The organism is Herbaspirillum seropedicae, from assembly GCF_001040945.1.
GTDB classification, from domain to species: Bacteria; Pseudomonadota; Gammaproteobacteria; order Burkholderiales; family Burkholderiaceae_D; genus Herbaspirillum; species Herbaspirillum seropedicae.
The window spans coordinates 794,485-811,947 of the sequence record NZ_CP011930.1 but is presented as its reverse complement, the minus strand read 5'-3'; the positions used below and the strand labels follow the sequence as shown (position 1 = coordinate 811,947).

Below are 17,463 nucleotides of genomic sequence, written 5' to 3'. Positions count from 1 at the left end.
GAGGGAGGGAAAAATCAGGACTTGCCGGCCTGCGGCAGCTCCGCCACCAGGCGCAGCGACACAGACAGTTCATCCAGCTGAAAATGCGGACGCAGGAACGACACGGCGCGATAGACGCCCGGCCGTCCCGGCACTTCCGACACCTGTACCGAAGCCTCGCGCAACGGGAACTGCGCCTTGGCTTCCTGCGTGGCATTGTCATCCAGCAGCACGTATTGGGAGATCCAGCGATTGAGGAAATCTTCCACGTTGGAGGCAGCGGCAAAGCTGCCGATCTTGTCGCGCATCATCGATTTCATGTAGTGGGCGATGCGCGAGACGGCGAAGATGTATTGCAGCTGGGACGACAGGACTGCATTGGCGTTGGCCGAATCGGTGTTGTACTTCTTCGGCTTCTGCGCGGACTGCGCGCCGAAGAAGGCGGCGTAGTCGGTGTTCTTGCAATGCACCAGCGAGATGAAGCCCAGGTCGGAGAGCTCCTTTTCACGGCGGTCGGTGATGGCGATTTCGGTGGGGCACTTCAGCGCCACTTCGCCCTCGTCGGTCTTGAAGGTGTGGGTCGGCAGGTCTTCCACCAGGCCGCCGCCTTCCACACCGCGAATCGCCGCGCACCAGCCGAAGTCCTCGAAGGCCTTGGTCAGCTTGGTGCCGAAGGCGTAGGCGGCGTTGCACCAGAGGTATTTGGAATGGTCGCTGCCGTCGACGTCCTCGACGAAATTGAAGCCTTCGACCGTGGTGCCATCCTTGGGGTTGAACGGCAGGCGGCCCAGGAAGCGCGGCAGGGTCAGGCCGACATAGCGGGAATCCTCGGATTCCCGGAAGGACTTCCACTTGGCGTATTCCACCGTATCGAAGACCTTGGAGAGGTCGCGCGGCTTGCCCAGGTCGGCATAGGACTCCAGGCCGAACAGTTCGGGCGAGGCGGCCGTGACGAAGGGCGCGTGCGAGGCCGCGGCAATGCGCGACATCTGCTCGATGAAATACATGTCCTCGGGCTGGCGGGTGATCTCGAAATCGCCCAGCAGCACGCCGAAGGGAGCGCCACCGAAGGTGCCGAATTCTTCTTCGTAGACCTTCTTGAACATGGCGCTCTGGTCGAATTCCAGTGCGGAGTTGAAGTCCTTGACCAGTTCCTTCTTGGTGGCGTTGAGGATCTTGATCTTCTGGTTCTCGCCCACCGTGGTGTTGCGCACCAGGTAGTTCAGGCCGGTCCAGCTGCCTTCCAGCTTCTGGAATTCCGGCGCGTGCATGATGGCGCTGACCTGGCTGGAGATCAACTTGTCCAGCTCTGCAATACGGGCATCCAGCGTCGCCGAGAGATTGCTGGAGACCACCACCGTCCCCTCCATGACCTGGTTCACCAGTTCGGTGATGAGGTCCTTGGCACGGTCATGTTCAGAGGCGGACTTGGCGACCTTGCTCTGTTCGACGATATCGTCCAGCAGGCTGGCGCTGGCCGCTGCGGGGGCAGCTGCCGTTTCGGAATGGAGTTGAGCGGACATGGCGTTCTCTTTTACTTGTTGGTTTGCTGACGCAGCTCGGCGAGCTTTTCGGTACTGTTGAGCACATCGTTGAGGATGTCTTCCAGCTTGTCGTTGCCGGCGATCTTGTTACGCAGGTCGGCCAGCTTGGTGCGGGCTTCGAGCAGCTTGCGCAGCGGTTCGACCTGTTGCACCACCGCCTCGGGACGGAAATCCTCCATCGAGCGGAACTTCAGTTCCACCGCGAATTCGCCGCCCTTGTCGGAAAGTTCGTTGGGCACGCGATAGACGGCGCGTGGTTCGATGGCCTTCATGACCTCATCGAAATTGTCGGGATCGACATTGACGAACTTGCGGTCCTTCAGGCGCGGCTGCGGCACTTCCGAATTGCCGCCGAAATCACCGACCACGCCGGTGACGAAGGCCAGTTCCTTCTTCTCGATCGCGTCGCCGATCTCGACGTCATAGGTCATCTGCACACGCGGGGGACGGACCTTCTGGAGTTTCTTCTGGATGCTTTCTCTTTTTGCCATGACTGCTCCGCTGCTAAGGGATTAGGACGCCCCACCGCGATGAGGCCTTTCTGGAGGCGGGAGCAGGCTCCCGCCCGCACTGCTTCACTTCAGGTTGCCGAAGGGATTGGGGCCGCTGCCACCGCTGCTGGGCGCACTGCCGCCAGCGTCGTCGTTGTCAGGGGCGGCCGGCTGGGGCGCGGCCTTGCGTTGCACGCGGCCACGCTTGGCCACCGGGGGCTTGGCCGGCGGCGGCACCAGGGCGGCTTCACCCAGGCTTTCGCGCAGGATCTTGGTCAGGTCCTGGGCTTCGGTCTTGACCGAGCCGTTCAGGGCGTTCTGGGTGCGCAGGTCGCCCAGCGCCTTGGTCGCCAGGCGCAGGCTGGCCACGGTCACGATGCTGTTGGCCACCTTGTCGGTGGGGTCACGCTTGAGGGCTTCCTGGGCGTTGACGATGGCGTCGCTGTAGTCGCCGCTGTCGAAGCGGATCTGGGCAATGCGCACCCACGGGGTCTTGTCAGCAGGGAAACGGGCCGCCACCACCTTCAGCACCGAGACGGCTTCATCGGTCTTGCCTTCGGTCTGGGCGGCATTGGCCTTGGCCACGCCGCTTTCCAGGGTGTTCTTGGCCTCGTCTTCCGGGCCGGGCTTGGATGAGGTATTGGCGCAGCCGCTGAGGACGGCAAGCAGTAATGCCGGGATGACCAGGCCTGTTTTTATTGTGTTAATGCGCATGCGGGATTACTCCTTTTGTTTTTCGACAAAAAAAAACATCTGCGCGCAGGGCGCGCAGACGATCCATGCAGCACCCGGAGATCTCCGAACGCTTACTGTTGAGACATCAATGAATTCCCTGAGCGACCGTTGCGCGAAAATTTGTGCGAAAAAATGCACTTTTTATCCATCCCGCGCTCCAATCGCGACCAGCCGGTTGATGAGGCTGGCAACCAACTAATTAATTAAGTTTTAAGTTTTTAAGTTAATTGTTTTTCGTAAGTTGAACTTAATGTTGCTCAAACGTATCGCATAGACAGAACAGTAGCGGTCCAGTTCCGCAATATGTAAAAACTTTCTAAATCGAGTGCATCAGGCACCTCCCGCTTACACAAATAAAACGCACGGGGCAGAGTTGAAAAGACCATCGATTACTAACAGCCTGGCCATCGGGACTGTTATTTTTTCCCTTTCCGGCTGCGCCGCCGTCGGCGCAGCCTCTGCCGTAGGGCAGGTTGCCAAGTCGACAATGGAGGCGCTGGGCCTGAAGAAGCCCGATGCACCTGAAGTCCCGGATTCGATGAAGCAGCCCCGCTCGGTCTTCATCAAGCTGCACGCTTCCAAGGCGCTCAACCTGGATGCGCAGAAGCGGCCGCTGGCCCTGGTCGTAAAAATTTATAAGCTCAAGCAGAACATTAGTTTCCAGCAGGCGTCATATGAGACGTTTCTAAGTCCGCAAAAGGAAAAGGAGCTGCTCGGGGCTGATCTTCTGGAGGTCAAGGAAGTTACACTGGTGCCCGGCCAGCGTTACGAAGCGGTCGAGAAAGTCAGTTACGAAGCCGGTTACGTTGGCGTGGTGGCGCTGTACGTCAATCCCGCCCAGCAACGCTGGCGCCTGGCTTTCAAGGCGGACGAGAGCGAAAAGAGCGGCATCACCGTCGGCTTGCAGTCCTGTTCCGTCACCGTCGGGGCGGGCGCCGCCGCCATCGACGCCCAGGGCCAGCCGCTGGAGAAGAACCTGATGCTGGCGCCGGTGCAGTGCCCGTCAAGCTGATCAGCAGGACCGCCGATGGGCCATTGAAGAGCTTTGAAGTACGAAGTACGGACATGACAGCAATAACAACATCATCACGTCAAATGGGGCAATACAAGTGAATCATTCCAATAAAGTCCTGTGGGGAGAAGGCCTGTTCCTGCGGCCGCAGCACTTCCAGCGCCAAGACCTCTATCACGAGACCCGGCTGCGCCAGACCGCCTCGGCCCTGCATCCCTATTGCTGGGGCGTCTCGGCCCTGCAGGTGGACCGCGATGCACTGAACAACAATACCCTGCGCATCCTGGAGCTGTCGCTGATCTTCCAGGATGGCGAGATCTACAAGGCGCCCGATGGCGACGACCTGCCCGATCCCATCGAGCTGGGTGAGATCGCCCTGACGCAGCAGTCGGTCACCTTCTATGCGGCGCTGCCGGCAATGAAGAGCTTCGGCAGCAACTTCGCCCAGGCCGCTGGCGGCAACCAGTCCAATCGTTATCTGCTGGACAATAGCGAGACCCCCGATCTGTTCACCGAGGCCGCCAAGGCTGAGATGAGCTACCTGAAGAAGGCGGTGCGCCTGGTCTCGGAAAACGAACCGCGCGACTCGCTGGTCTGCATCCCCATCGTGCGCCTGCGTCGTTCCAATTCCTCGGGCTTCGAGATGGATCCCAATTTCGTGCCGCCCAGCCTGTCGGTGCACGCCGCGCCGCTCTTGCTGCTGCGCCTGCGCCGCCTGATGGATGCGCTGCAGGCCAAGGTCAGCGCGCTCTACGGCCATCACCGCGAGCCCAGCAAGAGCGTGGTGGAATTCCGCTCCGGCGACATCACCTCGTTCTGGCTGCTGCACACCGCCAGCACGGCCTATGCCAGCCTGTCGCATTACCTCCACAATCCCTTGCTGCACCCGGAACGTCTCTACGAACAGTTGCTGACCCTGGGCGGCTCGCTGATGACCTTCTCGCGCAGCGTCGCGCTGGCCGACCTGCCGGCCTATGATCACCAGGATCCAGGTCCGGCCTTCGCGCGCCTGGATGGCATCATCCGCGAATTGCTCGACACCGTGATTTCCTCGCGCTACTTCGCCATCGCCCTCAACGAGACCAAGCCGTCATATCACCTGGGCATGCTGGACTCGGGCAAGATCGACGAGAAGACCAATTTCTACCTGGCCGTCAACGCCGACCTGCCGGCCATCGAACTGGTCGATGTGGTGCCGCTGCGCTTCAAGATCGGCGCGCCGGACGATGTCGAGAAGTTCGTGCTGGCCGCGCTGCCGGGCGTGAAGCTGGTGCACTCGCCGCAAGTGCCTGCGGCGCTGCCGGTGCGGCCGGATACCTACTACTTCGCGCTGGAGAACAAGGGCGCCATGTACGAGCGCATGTTGCAGGCGCAATCGATCTGCATCTATGTCCCGGCGGGTATCCGGGATCTGAAACTTGAACTGTTGGCGGTGACCCAATGAACATGACCTCGGCCCCCTCCCTGCTCGACCAGGACAGCTTCCCGTCCTCCTCTCCATCGCCGACCTCGGCCAGCGCGCCGGTAAAGGCCAATTCGCTGCTGGACCTGATGTATGACGGCTTCTATGCCTTGTTCATGCTCAGGAATGGCAACGCACCGCTGGATGAGGCCTCCTTCGCCATCAAGATGCAGAAATTCCTGGGTGACGTGGAGCGCAACGCCAAGAAGCTGGATGTCTCGCCGGAAGACGTCTACGCCGCCAAGTATGCGTTCTGCGCCTCGGTGGATGAAATCATCCTGCGCTCCAACTTCACCATCCGCGATGCCTGGGAACGGCGTCCGCTGCAGCTGACCATGTTCGGCGACCAACTGGCCGGCGAGAATTTCTTCAAGCAGCTGGAAGACCTGCGGGTGCGCGGCAACGCCCACGTGCAGGCGCTGGAAGTGTTCCACATGTGCCTGCTGCTGGGTTTCCAGGGCAAGTACGCGCTGGAGGGGCCGGAAAAGCTCGGCTACCTCACCGCCCGCCTGGGCGATGAAATCGCCCACATGAAAGGCAAGAGCGCCGGTTTCGCACCGCATTGGGCGCGGCCCGACGCCATCGTCAACAAGCTGCGCAACGATGTGCCGCTGTGGGCGGTGGGCTCGCTGTTCGCGCTCATCGCGCTGTTTGCCTACCTGGGCTTGAACTGGATGCTCACCAGCGGCACCGAGAACGGCCTGGCCGGCTATACCGACATCGTCAAGCTGGCCCCGCGCACCGCCAACCTGACCATCACCCTGCCCTGATCCCATGCAGGGAGCGTAACCGCCGACGTCCATCGCAATGAACCTGCCACTGCCCGATTCGCTCACCGCCGCCGTCACTGAATTGTTTGGTACCGGCCTGTCGCAGAACGCCCGCCTCATCACCATGACCACGGCGCAGTCCGCAGGCCTGCCCGAGACGCTGGCGGTAGAACGCTTCGAGGGCGAGGAAAGCGTCAATGACAACTTCCGCTTCGACATCGATGCGCTGTCCATCTCCACCGACCTCGACCTGAAACAGTTCATCGGCGCCGAGATCAGCCTGCGGCTGTTGCAGGCCGATGGCGGCACGCGCGCCTGGCATGGCTACTGCACCCAGGCCTCGTGGCTGGGCGCTGATGGCGGGCTGGCGCGCTACCGGCTGCGCTTGGAATCCTTCCTGGCCTTCCTGGATCGCCGCCATGACAGCTTCCTGTTCCAGGACATGACCGTCACCGATATTGCAGCAGCCGTGCTCAAGGAATACCCGCAGGCCAATTTCTCGCTGGAGGTGACGCAGACGCTGGCCAAGCGCGACATCTGCACGCAGTATCGCGAGACCGACTACGCCTTCCTGCGCCGTATCCTGGCCTCCGAAGGCCTGAACTTCCGCTTCGAGCACGAACAGGACGACGCCACGCAGCAGCACGACCAGTCGCAGCCGCATGCCCGCCACAAGCTGGTGATCTTCGACCGCAACGCCAAGGCGCCGGCACTGCCCGGTGGCGATGAGTACATCCGTTTCCATCGGGTGGCGGCCATGGAAGCCAGCGATGCCATCACCGACTTTGCCGCCGTGCGCAGCGTGCGCCCCAACGGCGTGGCGCTGGCCAGCTGGCATCCGGAGAAGCTCTCGTCTCCCTCGCATGAGGAGGGCTCGACCCTGGATGCCGGAGAACTCCCGTCCCTGCCAGTCTACGACGGCACCGGTCAGCAGGACTTCGCCGACCAGGACGCTGCCGCCGCCCATGCCCAGCTGATGCTGCAGGCGCTGGAGATGCAGAACAAGCGTTTCGAGGGCGCAGGCGCGGCGCGCCAACTGGCGGCAGGAGCGCGCTTCACGCTGCTGCAGCACGAGCGCTATCCCGAGGGTGAGAACGCCTTCAAGGTCGTGAGCGTGCGCCATGCGGCGCGCAACAATGTCAGCGCCAACATCACCCGCATCCTCGCACCGGCGGCAGGCGCGCTCTTTGGCGGCAGCGCTGCGGCCGAGCGCGATGACGACCTGCAGGCCGGGACCTACCGCAACAGCTTCACGGCCATCCGCGACAGCGTACCCATGGTGCCGGCGGCCATCGCCGAGCGCCTCAAGCCCACTGCCCGCGGCACGCAGACGGCGCTGGTCACGGGCGCGGCCGATGCGGCGGTCACGACCGACCGCAACCACCGCGTGAAGGTGCAATTCCACTGGCAGCGCGGCAAGTCGCCCAATCCTGGCGGGCTCAGGGAGACCGGCAATCTGGACGACAAGGACGGCAACGCCAACGGCAACGACAGTTCCGGCACCTGGATCCGCGTGGCCGAGGCGCAGTCCGGACCCAACTGGGGCAGCCAGTTCATCCCGCGCGTAGGCAGCGAGGTGCTGGTCGATTTCATCGAAGGCGATATCGATCGTCCGGTGGTCGTGGCCCAGCTCTACAATGGCAGCGATGCGCCGCCCTTCCCGGCCGGCGCTGATTCCGGCATCAACCATGCAGGCAGCATCTCTGGCTGGCACAGCACCGCCCATGACGGCAGCGGATTCAACCAGTGGGTAGTGGACGATACCCAGTCGCAGTTGCGCATGCGCCTTGCCTCCAGCACGGCCAAGTCACAGTTGAACCTGGGGCACCTGGTGGAACAGGCCGATACCGGCGCCCAGCGCGGCAGCTACCGGGGCCAGGGTTTCGAATTGCGCAGCGATGCCTGGGGCGTGGTGCGCGGCGGCGAAGGCCTGCTGCTCTCCACCACCGCGCGCCCACTCAACGGCGCCAGCGTAACTGGCACGCAGATGGATGCGGCTGGCGCCATTGCGCAGCTCAAGGGAGCGAAGTCGCTGGCCCAGACGATGAGCGACTCTGCCACGCAGCAGCAAGCCCTCAGCAGCACCCAGGCGCTGCAGGCCAAGACCGATTTCCTGGCGCTGATCGATCCCAGTGATCAGGGCAAGCATCCGGCCAGCGTGAATGGCCAGGACGCGCTCAAGTCCGACGGCAGCACACGCAATACCGACGCCGCGCAGCCGGTGGAAAAATTCGCCAAGGCTGCCGTGCTGATGGATTCCCCCTCCAGCATCAACTGGACCAGTAACGCCTCCACCTTGCTGTATGCCGCAGAGAACCTGCAATGGACCACCCAGGGCGACGTCCACTGGAGCGCCGCCGACACGGCCAGCGCCGCCGCCGGCAAAGCGGCCAGCTTCTACAGCCATGATGGCGGCATCCAGGCCTTCGCCGCCAATGGACCGGTTTCGCTGCAGGCCCATACCGACGCCCTGGAGATCCTGGCGGACAAGGATGTGACTGTTACCAGCGTCAACGACAGCATCGAGATCAAGGCGCGTCAGAAGATCGTGTTGCAGGCAGGACAGGCTTCGGTGACGCTGGAGGGCGGGAATATTACCTTTGCTTGTCCGGGGACGTTTTCGGTGAAGGGGGCGACGCATGCGTTTCCGGGGGGAGCGAGCGTCTCTCCGGATCTGATGGCGCTGCCAGACACCAAGTACAAGCTCTTCGACGAAGCCTTCGTGGTGAAGGACCCCAATGGGACTCCACTCTCTGACATCCCTTATCGGATCAAGAGTTCAGCCGGAGACCAGCTGGCGACCACCGCCAAGGACGGCATGAGCGAGCGCGTTAGCACGGAAGCCAGCGAGAACGTGGAGTTCGCCATGGAGTGGTTCAAGGTCGTGCCGGCCAAAACTTGAGCGGACAAACCTGGGTGAAAGGGGACGTTGCATCGGCGCCTCGGAGAATGATGGCATCTCGCTAAAGCCATAAGGATTGATGCTTACGGATCAGGAAAATGAAAAGCAGGATACTTTTTTTCCTTGCTGGGACCGTTACAGCGAGTTTGTTTTTTTATGGCTATCTTGTCTGGAAATCCAACATAACAAAGATCCACCGCCTCACCACACCATTGCAGCTCAGTACCGAACAGGCATCCAACGGCATGCTGCCAGTCGGCACAAGCCTTTATTACGACACCTCCTTCCCCGAAGGATTTTCCCGCTACAAGATCTACGTCAACATTGATCGGATGCCATTGGAACTGGAGACCCTGCAGGATCCCACCATGATCGATCCGGTAGAGGCAACTGCTTTCAGTCAGGATGCAGTCGTCAACCGACTCAGGAATCATCCCTTCACCAAAGATGAGCTCCGCGCGATCATCAATTCCGGCTATCTTTCCAAGGATGACATTAAGGAAGTCCTGTCTGAATTCACAGACGGAAAATAATACTGTCTTACAAGAAGATCCGTGCTGGCCATCAAGTATGCCGGCCGTCATGTAGCAGATCGCAGGCACGCGAACAGGCTAGTAGCCATTTCCACGGCGGCCAGCGAGAACGCGGAATTTGCGATGGAGTGGTTCAAGCTGCTGCCTGCCAAGACCTGGGCCGCTGCCTCTGCAACACGCGACAATGCGCCTGCGCATACACTGTTGCACAACAATCCAACGTAACAAACATAAACTCATAAAACATCACAATACGTAATTGCCCTGTCTTCTCATGGGGTAGCCGCTGTTAGAATTCACGAGCTTCGCCAATCCTGACGGGGCCACAGAAAAAACAATTTCAGCGGGGAAACGAATGGAAGATTCCAAGGCATTGCCACGGCGCAAATTCCTTCAGACTGGGGCGGCGCTGCTGTATGCGGCCAGCGTGCCGGGGGTGGTCCAGGCGGCGCCTGCGCTGCATACGCCCAAGAACCTGCGCGCGCTGCGCAACAGCTTGCATGGCCGGCTGATCCTGCCGGGCGAAATGGGTTACGCCATGGCGGCGGCGCCTAACAATGCGCGCTATGCCGATATCCTTCCGCGTGCGGTGGCCATGTGCGCCGATGCCCACGATGTGCAGCTCTGCCTGCGCTGGGCGGCCGACCATCGCGAGAAGTTCGCGGTGCGCTCCGGCGGCCACAACTATGCGGGCTTCTCCACCACGACCGGCCTGCTCATCGACGTCAAGGCCATGAACAAGGTCTGGTACGACCTGGCCAAGAATCGCGGCTACATCCTCGCCGGCGCCAGCAACCAGGACATGGCCAATACCTTCAGCGGCACCGACTTCGCCATCCCCTCGGGACGCTGCCCGACCGTGGGCGCCAGCGGGCTGGTGCTGGGGGGCGGCTGGGGCTTCTCCGCCACCCATGCGGGCCTGACCTGCGACAGCCTGGTGCAGACCGATGTCGTGCTGGCCAACGGCCAGCAGGTCAGCGCCGACGCCCAGGGACCGCATCGCGATCTGTTCTGGGCGCTGCGCGGCGGCGGTGGCGGCAACTTCGGCATCAATACCGCCTTCAGCTTCGAGCTGCATGAGGTCAAGGATGACGTGACCATCTTCAACATCGTCTGGCCGGGCCAACAGCAGATCGAACTGCTGACCCTGCTGCAGGAAATCCAGAGCAATCACGCCACCCAGATCTCTACCCGCACCAAGGCCTATCCTGACGCACCGGGCCCCTTCCCGCGCCGCGAACAATTGCGGGTGACCACGCTGGGGCAATTCTTCGGGCCGAAGGACAAGGCGCTGGAGGCGCTGGCTCCGGCGCTGAAACTGGTCAAGCCGCTCCAGAGCGACATCCGCCAGATGCGCTACTGGCAGGCGCGCGACTATCTCATCACCGATGATCCCAATGGCATGTACGACCTGCGCTCTTCCTACGTGGCCGAGGCGCTGCCGCCGCAGGCGCTGGAGACCATGCTGCGCTACATGATGAAGTGGCCGGGTGGATCGCTCCTGCCGGAGAACATGGGCATCCTCTTCGCCATCGGCGGCAAGGTGCGCGACGTGGCTGCGGATGCCACGGCCTACGTGCATCGCAACGCCAATTACATCTTCGAGATGGAATGCGCCTGGGCGCCCATCGACAAGCCCGACGTGGTGCGCCGCCAGCAGGAATGGCTCACGGAATACTTCGCGGCCATGCAGCCCTACATGCTGCCGCAGTCCTACGTCAACTTCCCCAGTCGCGAACTGCCGAACTGGGCGAGGGCCTATTACGGCAGCAACCTGGAGCGTCTCAAGCACGTCAAGCGGCAGTACGATCCGTCCAACCTGTTCAGCTTCGAGCAGAGCATCCCGCGCGCCTGAGACGATGAATCTGCTTTCCAAGAACTCCCTGGCGGTTCATCTGCTGCGCATCATCTTCGGGAGTTACTTCCTGGTTACGCTGGTGGTGACCTGCGTACAGCTTGGGGCGGAATACCGGCATGCCCGCTCCAGCGTGGACAATGAACTGCTGGCCATGGACCGTACCTTCGGGGCGAGCCTGGCCAGCTCCACCTGGCGCTTCCAGGGCGACGTGCAGAAGGCGACCCTGGCTGGCATCAGCAACCTGCCGGTGGTCACGGGGGTGAAGATCGAGGATCCTCAAGGACGGCTGGTGATGGCGCTGGGCAATATCATCGACAGCAGCGGCGCGCAGGTGCATATCGAGGAAGACGGCAGCCAGAGCGCGGTGCGGCCCGGCTTTCTCAACGCCGCCACCAGCCACCGCTTTCCCATCCTCTATCGCGATGAACATGGGGTCATGCACGACATCGGCAGCTGGACGGTCTATTCCAGCCGCCACGTGGTGATCGGCAAGGTGGCTTACGGCTTTACGCTGATCCTGATCAATTCGGTGATCAAGACGCTGGTGCTGTGGTTCATCTTCCTGTACGTGTTCCGCCGCTGGCTGGGCCAGCCCATCACGCGGCTGGCGGACTTCGTGCGCGAGCTGGACCTGAACCAGATGGAAACGCCGCGCAGCATCCACCTGCCGGGACGGCGTCGCCACGAGCTGCACTTCCTGGCCGACGCCATCAATCTCATGCTGGCCAAGCTGCATCGCCACACCATCCACAACCACGCGCTCTACAAGGAACTGGAACAGGAAAAGCAGTCCCTGTCGGCGCTCAACAGATCGCTGGAACTGCGCATCGCCGAGCGCACGCGTGACCTGGCGCAGGCCAATGAACAGCTGCGCTCGCTGAGCCTCACCGATGGTCTCACCGGCATTGCCAACCGCCGCAGCTTCGATGAAACACTGGAGCAGGAATGGCGGCGCAGCATGCGGCACGGCACGCCGCTGATGCTGGCCTTCATCGATGTGGATTGGTTCAAGCCCTACAATGACCACTACGGCCACCTGGCCGGCGACGCGGTGCTGCGCCAGGTGGCGCAGACGCTGAGGCAGTCCATCGCGCGCGTGGGCGATACGGTGGCGCGCTACGGCGGCGAAGAGTTTGCCATCATTGCCGCCGATACCGATGGCCAGGCCGGCGCCGACATGCTGCGCCGCATGTGCGACGCCGTGCATGCGCTGGCCATTGCGCATGCGGGCTCGGCCATGGGCCGCATCACCATCAGCGCGGGCGTGGCCAGCTGCAATCCGGGCCAGCCCGGGGCCGGCCTGGATGGGCTGCTGCAGGCCGCCGACGCTGCGCTCTACCGCGCCAAGATGGAAGGACGCAACCGCGTCGTGCTGGCCACCGAACTGATCGTATCGCCTTGATCCTGCACTGACCTGTCCTGAAAGCCAACCATGTGGTCCCGCCTGCTCCTGCTGCTGCTCACCTGCCTCCCGCTGCTGACACTGCCACCTGCGGTGCGGGCCAGTGAGCCGGACAACCAGATCATCTGGGGCCGGCACCATGTGCCGCCCTACATGATCCGTGAAGGGGAATGGGCGGGCCGGGGCATTTTCGATCTGACGTTGGGGGTGGTCACCTCGCACCTGCCGCAATATCAGCACGTGGACCTGGCCGCGCCCTTCCCGCGCGTGATCAGCGAGATCCGCAAAGGCAGCCACTGGTGCTATATCGGTGCGCTACGCACCAGCGAGCGGGAGGCCTATGCCTACTTCTCGCTGCCGACCTCGATCTTCCTGCCCTTGCGGGTGATCGTGCGGCGCGACCGGCTGGCGCAGTTCAGCCATCCGCAATCGTTGAAGAGCCTGTTGCAGAATCGCCAGCTGGTGACCTCGGTGATGCGCGACCGCTCCTACAGCCCGACGGTGGACCGGCTGCTGGCCGAGTATCCGGCGCGGGAAAACTATTCCGAACAGATCGAGGCCATCAGCATGCTGCTGGCCGGGCGCATCGACTACATGATCGAGCTGCCCTTGCTGGCCTTCTACCAGGCCCGTCTGCTCGGCCACGCCGACGAGCTGGCCGCCGTCCGCACCGAGGAAGCGGACGAGGTCGTGTTCAACCGGGTGATGTGTCCCAGGAATGCATGGGGGCGGCAAGTGATCGACCAGGTCAACCAGGTGCTGCTGGCCGAGCGCCCCACGCCGGCCTATCGCGCCATGGTGGAACGCTGGCACGACCCGGAATCGACGGCCGAGATCCGCAGGCTCTACGACAAGGTCTTCCTGAAGACACCCTGAGGCCTGGCTGCCGGCGCTGCTGCCTCCTTGGGCTGCGCTGGCCTTATACGCCCAGGCCGCCCACGGCCAGCACATCCCAGCAGGCGCCCATGGTGTGATAGTCCACCTTGCCGGCGGGGGACTTGGTGTCTTCCAGCTTGCTGCCATCGGCGGCGAGGATGCGGAACCACGCACCATGCTCATGATCGACCATGTGCTGCCAGCTCCAGGCCCACAGCATGCGGTACTGGTCACGGAACGCCGGCTCGCCGGTGGCGCGCCACAGCCGCCAGGCGCTGGCGAAGGATTCGGCCTGCACCCAGAAATACTTGTCGCGGTCGTAGGGCTCCCGCTCGAGGCCGAAACCATAGATCAGGCCGCCGTGGATGCTATCCCAGCCGTAGGTCCAGGCCGCCTGGTGCAGTTCGATCGCGCGCGGCAGGAAGGCCGCATTGGGCGCATGGCCGTGGGCGATGAGCAGCAGCTTGGCCCATTCGGTCTGGTGCCCGGTCTGGAAGCCCCAGGGCTTGAAGATGTTGCTGCGCTTGCCCTTGTTGTAGTCGAGATCGGGCGTCCAGTCCTGGTGATAGTGCTCCCACACCAGCCCTTGCGTATGCTGCGCCAGGTCGAAGACGAAGCGCTCGATCAGGGCCAGGGCGCGCTCCAGGTAGCGGCGCTGGCCGGTGACTTCATAGGCCGATAGGCAGGCTTCGCACATATGCATGTTGGCGTTCTGGCCGCGATAGCCGATCAGTTCGCCCGCCGGCGTGATCTCATCGGCATAGGCCTGGTGGGCTGGTTCGAAGAAGGCCGTCTCCATGCGCTCGAAGGCGTCGGCCACCGCATCCTCGCCGCACAGGCCGATGCGATGCGCATGGGCGCAGGCCAGCAGCACGAAGGCCTGGCCATAGGCCATCACGGTGGCGTCCTCGATGCGCTCGTCCTGCAGGGTCCAGGCATAGAGTCCCTGCAGCGGCCCGCTGGCATGGCGAAAGCGCGCCAGCTCATCCCAGGCGCGGCGCGCCTGCCGCAGGTAGCGCGTGTGGCCAGAATGGGTGTAGGCCATGGTCTGCGTGAAGACCAGCCGGGTGGCGCTGACCAGGTGCCGATGGCCGGCGTTGTAGACGCGGCCATTGTCCTTGAGATAGTGGAAGAAGCCGCCCAGCGGATCGATGGCGTGACGGTCGTAGAAGGCCAGGGTATCGGCCACGTGGGCATGCAGGAAACGGCGGCTTTCGAAATCAGGCTGTGGCATGGTGCATCCTTATCAGGCGGATCAGGCAGATTGGGCGGCGTCCTTCTGACGCCATTTGTCGAGGATCACGGCCAGCACGATCACCGCGCCCTTGGCCACGTATTGCCAGAACGAGGACAGGCCGAGGATGGTCAGACCGTTGTTCATCACCCCGATGATCAGCGCCCCCACGACGGTGCCCCAGATGCTGCCCACGCCGCCCATCAGGCTGGTGCCGCCCAGCACCACGGCGGCGATGGCGTCGAGCTCATAGCCGCTGCCCCAGTTGCCGTTGGCACCATACAGGCGGCTGGCCGACATGGCCCCGGCCAGGCCGGAGAAGAGACCGCTGATCGAATAGACGAACAGCAGCACCAGGCCCACGCGGATGCCGGTCAGGCGCGCTGCCTGCAGGTTGCCGCCGATGGCGTAGATGTGCATGCCCAGCACGGTCTTGCGCAGGATCACCCAGGACAGCAGCACCACCGCCACGGCCACCCAGATCAGCCAGGGCACGTGCAGGAAGTCGCCATTGCCTATCCATTCGAAACTGGGGATGTCATTGTTGAGCACGGTAGTGCCGTCGGCCAGCAGGTAGGCGGCGCCGCGAAAGGCCGTCATCGTGCCCAGCGTGACCACGAAGGCGTTGATGTTGAGCAAGGCCACCATGGCCCCGTTGACCATGCCCATGACCAGGCCGGAGAAGATGAACATCGGAATCGCCCAGCCCGGTGCGGCGCCCAGCGAGACCTGCATGCCCAGCACGGCCGAGACGGCCAGCACCGAACCCACCGAGAGGTCGATGCCGGCAGTGAGGATGACGAAGGTCATGCCGGCGGCAAGTACCAGGTTGATGGCGACCTGGCGCAGGATGTTCATGGTGTTTTCGGCACTGGCGAAATTGGAGGTGCCATCGCCGCTGAGGTAGAGCGTGAGCCCATAGAACAACAGGTACAGCACCACCAGCACCGGCAGCATGCCCAGCCGGTGCAGCAGCCATTGCGCGGTGGTGGAAGAAGACCGGCGGGCGCCGGGCGGGACGGCATCGTGGGTGTGCGTCATCTTGGTATCAGCCATGAGAGGGAGCCAGGGGAGTAGGAGAAGAGTGGGAGGCCGGCGCGGTGCGCGGGACATTGGTGTCGGTGGCCAGGCGCATGATGTTTTCCTGGGTGATGGCCGCGCCGGCGAGCTCACCGGTGATCATGCCTTCGCGCATGACCAGCACGCGGTCGCAGATGCCGATCACCTCCGGCAGTTCGCTGGAGATGACCACCACCGCCACGCCCTGGCTGGCCAGCCTGTGGACAAGTTGATAGATCTCGCTCTTGGCATAGATATCCACACCCCGCGTGGGCTCGTCGAGGATCAACACCTTGGGGGCGATCTCCAGCCAGCGCGCCAGCAAGACCTTTTGCTGGTTGCCGCCGGAGAGCTTGCCCACCGGGGTCTCGGGATGGGCGACCTTGACGTTCAGGCGCTGGATCGCCGCGCGCGCCACGCCCCCCAGCGAACGGCTGCGCACCAGGCCCAGGCGGGTGTGGCGCGAGGCCACGTTCATGGTCGCATTGGCAGCGACGGCCATCTGCAGGAACAGGCCCTGGCCCTTGCGGTCTTCGGGAACGTAGGCGATGCCGGCCCGCATGGCCGCACGCGGCTGGTCGATATGCACGGGGCGGCCCTCGAGCAGGATGTCGCCGCCCGACCGGGGATCGGCGCCAAAGAGCAGGCGCGCCAGTTCGGTACGACCGGCGCCGACCAGCCCGGCAAAGCCCAGCACTTCGCCGGCGCGCACGTCGAAGGAGGCGGGCCGGATCTTGCCGCCAGCCAGCGCGCGCACCTGCATGACCGTGGGCAATTGCGCCGCGTCGGCGGGGGCGATGCGCTGGTGCTGGTAGAACTCGCTGAGGGAGCGTCCCACCATCATCTGCACGATGCGTTCCGAATCGATTTCGTCTCGCACCAGTTCACCGACGAAACTGCCATCGCGCAGCACCGTCACCCGATCCGCCAGGGCATACACCTCGGCCATGCGGTGGCTGATGTAGATGATGGCCAGGCCTTCGTCGCGCAGGCGGCGCACGACATTGAAGAGCTGCTCGGTCTCGCGTTCGGAGAGGGCGGCGGTGGGCTCGTCCATGATGACGATGCGGCTGCGATGCACCAGCGCCCGGGCGATCTCGACCTGCTGCTGCTCGGCAATGGAGAGCCGACCAGCCAGGTCGCTGGCGCCAAAGCCCGCGCCCAGCTGGCGCAGCACGGCGTCGGTGCGGCTGCGCATGGCGGCGTGGTCGATCAGGCCCAGGCGGGTGCGCAGCTCGCTGCCCATGAAGACATTGGCGGCCACGCTGATGTTGGGCGCCACCGCCAGTTCCTGATAGATGAGGTTGATGCCGGCGGCGCGGCTGGCGCCCGGGTCGCGCAGGGCGACGGGCCGGCCATCGAGCAGGATTTCACCCTGGTCGGGCGCATGCACGCCCGAGAGCACTTTCATCAGCGTGCTCTTGCCGGCGCCATTCTCACCCATGAGGGCGTGGATCTCGCCGGGGCGGATGGTCAGGTGCATGTCCGACAGCGCCAGCGTGGCGCCGAAGGACTTGCGGATGCCGCGCATCTGGAGCAAGGGAGTCTGGGTCATATCAACAGGAATAAAGTCCGGGAAGCGGCCTTGCGCGTGGTTCAGCTTGTC

Annotated in this window: 15 protein-coding genes; 9 read left to right on the top strand and 6 right to left on the bottom strand. The window is 63.3% G+C overall.

Annotation, left to right across the window (positions count from 1 at the left end; genetic code table 11):
* Positions 1–14 precede the first annotated feature (14 nt).
* The 3 genes from tssC to ACP92_RS03695 form a co-directional block, all read right to left on the bottom strand.
* Positions 15–1,502, bottom strand: a complete 1,488-nt coding sequence (gene tssC / locus ACP92_RS03705) for a type VI secretion system contractile sheath large subunit (protein ID WP_013232778.1) — start codon at positions 1,500–1,502, stop codon at positions 15–17.
* An 11-nt stretch (positions 1,503–1,513) separates the two neighbouring features.
* Entirely contained in the window at positions 1,514–2,014 is a 501-nt protein-coding gene (tssB, locus tag ACP92_RS03700; RefSeq protein ID WP_013232777.1) for a type VI secretion system contractile sheath small subunit, read from the bottom strand.
* 84 nt (positions 2,015–2,098) lie between these two features.
* A complete protein-coding gene (locus ACP92_RS03695) occupies positions 2,099–2,728 on the bottom strand; it encodes an outer membrane protein assembly factor BamD (protein ID WP_013232776.1) in 630 nt (209 codons plus the stop codon).
* Between the two features lie 394 nt (positions 2,729–3,122).
* Between ACP92_RS03695 and tssJ the strand changes: the two genes are divergently transcribed.
* The 9 genes from tssJ to ACP92_RS03655 all read left to right on the top strand — a co-directional run bounded on the left by tssJ (position 3,123) and on the right by ACP92_RS03655 (position 13,564).
* The gene (gene tssJ, locus ACP92_RS03690) at positions 3,123–3,761 is read left to right on the top strand and encodes a type VI secretion system lipoprotein TssJ (RefSeq protein WP_216665912.1); all 639 of its coding nucleotides are present in this window, start codon (positions 3,123–3,125) and stop codon (positions 3,759–3,761) included.
* A 97-nt stretch (positions 3,762–3,858) separates the two neighbouring features.
* Positions 3,859–5,205 (top strand): type VI secretion system baseplate subunit TssK, encoded by a 1,347-nt coding sequence (gene tssK / locus ACP92_RS03685; protein WP_013232774.1) that lies wholly within the window; start codon positions 3,859–3,861, stop codon positions 5,203–5,205.
* Positions 5,206–5,207: 2 nt separating this feature from the next.
* Complete coding sequence (gene icmH / locus ACP92_RS03680; protein ID WP_171941712.1) at positions 5,208–5,993, top strand: type IVB secretion system protein IcmH/DotU; 786 nt, start codon at positions 5,208–5,210, stop codon at positions 5,991–5,993.
* A 37-nt stretch (positions 5,994–6,030) separates the two neighbouring features.
* On the top strand, positions 6,031–8,895 hold the full coding sequence (locus ACP92_RS03675; RefSeq protein WP_013232772.1) for a type VI secretion system Vgr family protein: 2,865 nt from the start codon (positions 6,031–6,033) through the stop codon (positions 8,893–8,895).
* A gap of 98 nt (positions 8,896–8,993) precedes the next feature.
* Positions 8,994–9,428 (top strand): hypothetical protein, encoded by a 435-nt coding sequence (locus tag ACP92_RS03670; RefSeq protein WP_013232771.1) that lies wholly within the window; start codon positions 8,994–8,996, stop codon positions 9,426–9,428.
* A gap of 21 nt (positions 9,429–9,449) precedes the next feature.
* The gene (locus tag ACP92_RS24470; RefSeq protein WP_013232770.1) at positions 9,450–9,653 is read left to right on the top strand and encodes a hypothetical protein; all 204 of its coding nucleotides are present in this window, start codon (positions 9,450–9,452) and stop codon (positions 9,651–9,653) included.
* Positions 9,654–9,783: 130 nt separating this feature from the next.
* The gene (locus ACP92_RS03665) at positions 9,784–11,283 is read left to right on the top strand and encodes an FAD-binding oxidoreductase (protein WP_013232769.1); all 1,500 of its coding nucleotides are present in this window, start codon (positions 9,784–9,786) and stop codon (positions 11,281–11,283) included.
* A gap of 4 nt (positions 11,284–11,287) precedes the next feature.
* Entirely contained in the window at positions 11,288–12,688 is a 1,401-nt protein-coding gene (locus ACP92_RS03660) for a GGDEF domain-containing protein (protein ID WP_041310138.1), read from the top strand.
* Positions 12,689–12,718: 30 nt separating this feature from the next.
* The gene (locus tag ACP92_RS03655) at positions 12,719–13,564 is read left to right on the top strand and encodes a TIGR02285 family protein (protein WP_013232767.1); all 846 of its coding nucleotides are present in this window, start codon (positions 12,719–12,721) and stop codon (positions 13,562–13,564) included.
* Between the two features lie 43 nt (positions 13,565–13,607).
* Here the strand turns inward: ACP92_RS03655 and ACP92_RS03650 are convergent, their stop codons facing one another.
* The 3 genes from ACP92_RS03650 to ACP92_RS03640 are packed head-to-tail and all read right to left on the bottom strand — an operon-like array spanning position 13,608 to position 17,412.
* A complete protein-coding gene (locus tag ACP92_RS03650; protein ID WP_013232766.1) occupies positions 13,608–14,798 on the bottom strand; it encodes an AGE family epimerase/isomerase in 1,191 nt (396 codons plus the stop codon).
* 21 nt (positions 14,799–14,819) lie between these two features.
* A complete protein-coding gene (locus ACP92_RS03645) occupies positions 14,820–15,854 on the bottom strand; it encodes an ABC transporter permease subunit (protein WP_013232765.1) in 1,035 nt (344 codons plus the stop codon).
* On the bottom strand, positions 15,847–17,412 hold the full coding sequence (locus tag ACP92_RS03640; RefSeq protein WP_013232764.1) for a sugar ABC transporter ATP-binding protein: 1,566 nt from the start codon (positions 17,410–17,412) through the stop codon (positions 15,847–15,849). Before ACP92_RS03640 ends, ACP92_RS03645 begins: the two co-directional genes overlap by 8 nt.
* Positions 17,413–17,463: the final 51 nt, after the last annotated feature.

Excerpts from the sequence above, each read along its gene's own strand:
- tssC (WP_013232778.1), bottom strand. The coding sequence starts at position 1,502 with ATGTCCGCTCAACTCCATTCCGAAACGGCAGCTGCCCCCGCAGCGGCC.
- tssB (WP_013232777.1), bottom strand. The coding sequence starts at position 2,014 with ATGGCAAAAAGAGAAAGCATCCAGAAGAAACTCCAGAAGGTCCGTCCC.
- ACP92_RS03695 (WP_013232776.1), bottom strand. The coding sequence starts at position 2,728 with ATGCGCATTAACACAATAAAAACAGGCCTGGTCATCCCGGCATTACTG.
- icmH (WP_171941712.1), top strand. The coding sequence starts at position 5,208 with ATGACCTCGGCCCCCTCCCTGCTCGACCAGGACAGCTTCCCGTCCTCC.
- ACP92_RS03675 (WP_013232772.1), top strand. The coding sequence starts at position 6,031 with ATGAACCTGCCACTGCCCGATTCGCTCACCGCCGCCGTCACTGAATTG.
- ACP92_RS03670 (WP_013232771.1), top strand. The coding sequence starts at position 8,994 with ATGAAAAGCAGGATACTTTTTTTCCTTGCTGGGACCGTTACAGCGAGT.
- ACP92_RS03665 (WP_013232769.1), top strand. The coding sequence starts at position 9,784 with ATGGAAGATTCCAAGGCATTGCCACGGCGCAAATTCCTTCAGACTGGG.
- ACP92_RS03660 (WP_041310138.1), top strand. The coding sequence starts at position 11,288 with ATGAATCTGCTTTCCAAGAACTCCCTGGCGGTTCATCTGCTGCGCATC.
- ACP92_RS03655 (WP_013232767.1), top strand. The coding sequence starts at position 12,719 with ATGTGGTCCCGCCTGCTCCTGCTGCTGCTCACCTGCCTCCCGCTGCTG.
- ACP92_RS03650 (WP_013232766.1), bottom strand. The coding sequence starts at position 14,798 with ATGCCACAGCCTGATTTCGAAAGCCGCCGTTTCCTGCATGCCCACGTG.
- ACP92_RS03645 (WP_013232765.1), bottom strand. The coding sequence starts at position 15,854 with ATGGCTGATACCAAGATGACGCACACCCACGATGCCGTCCCGCCCGGC.
- ACP92_RS03640 (WP_013232764.1), bottom strand. The coding sequence starts at position 17,412 with ATGACCCAGACTCCCTTGCTCCAGATGCGCGGCATCCGCAAGTCCTTC.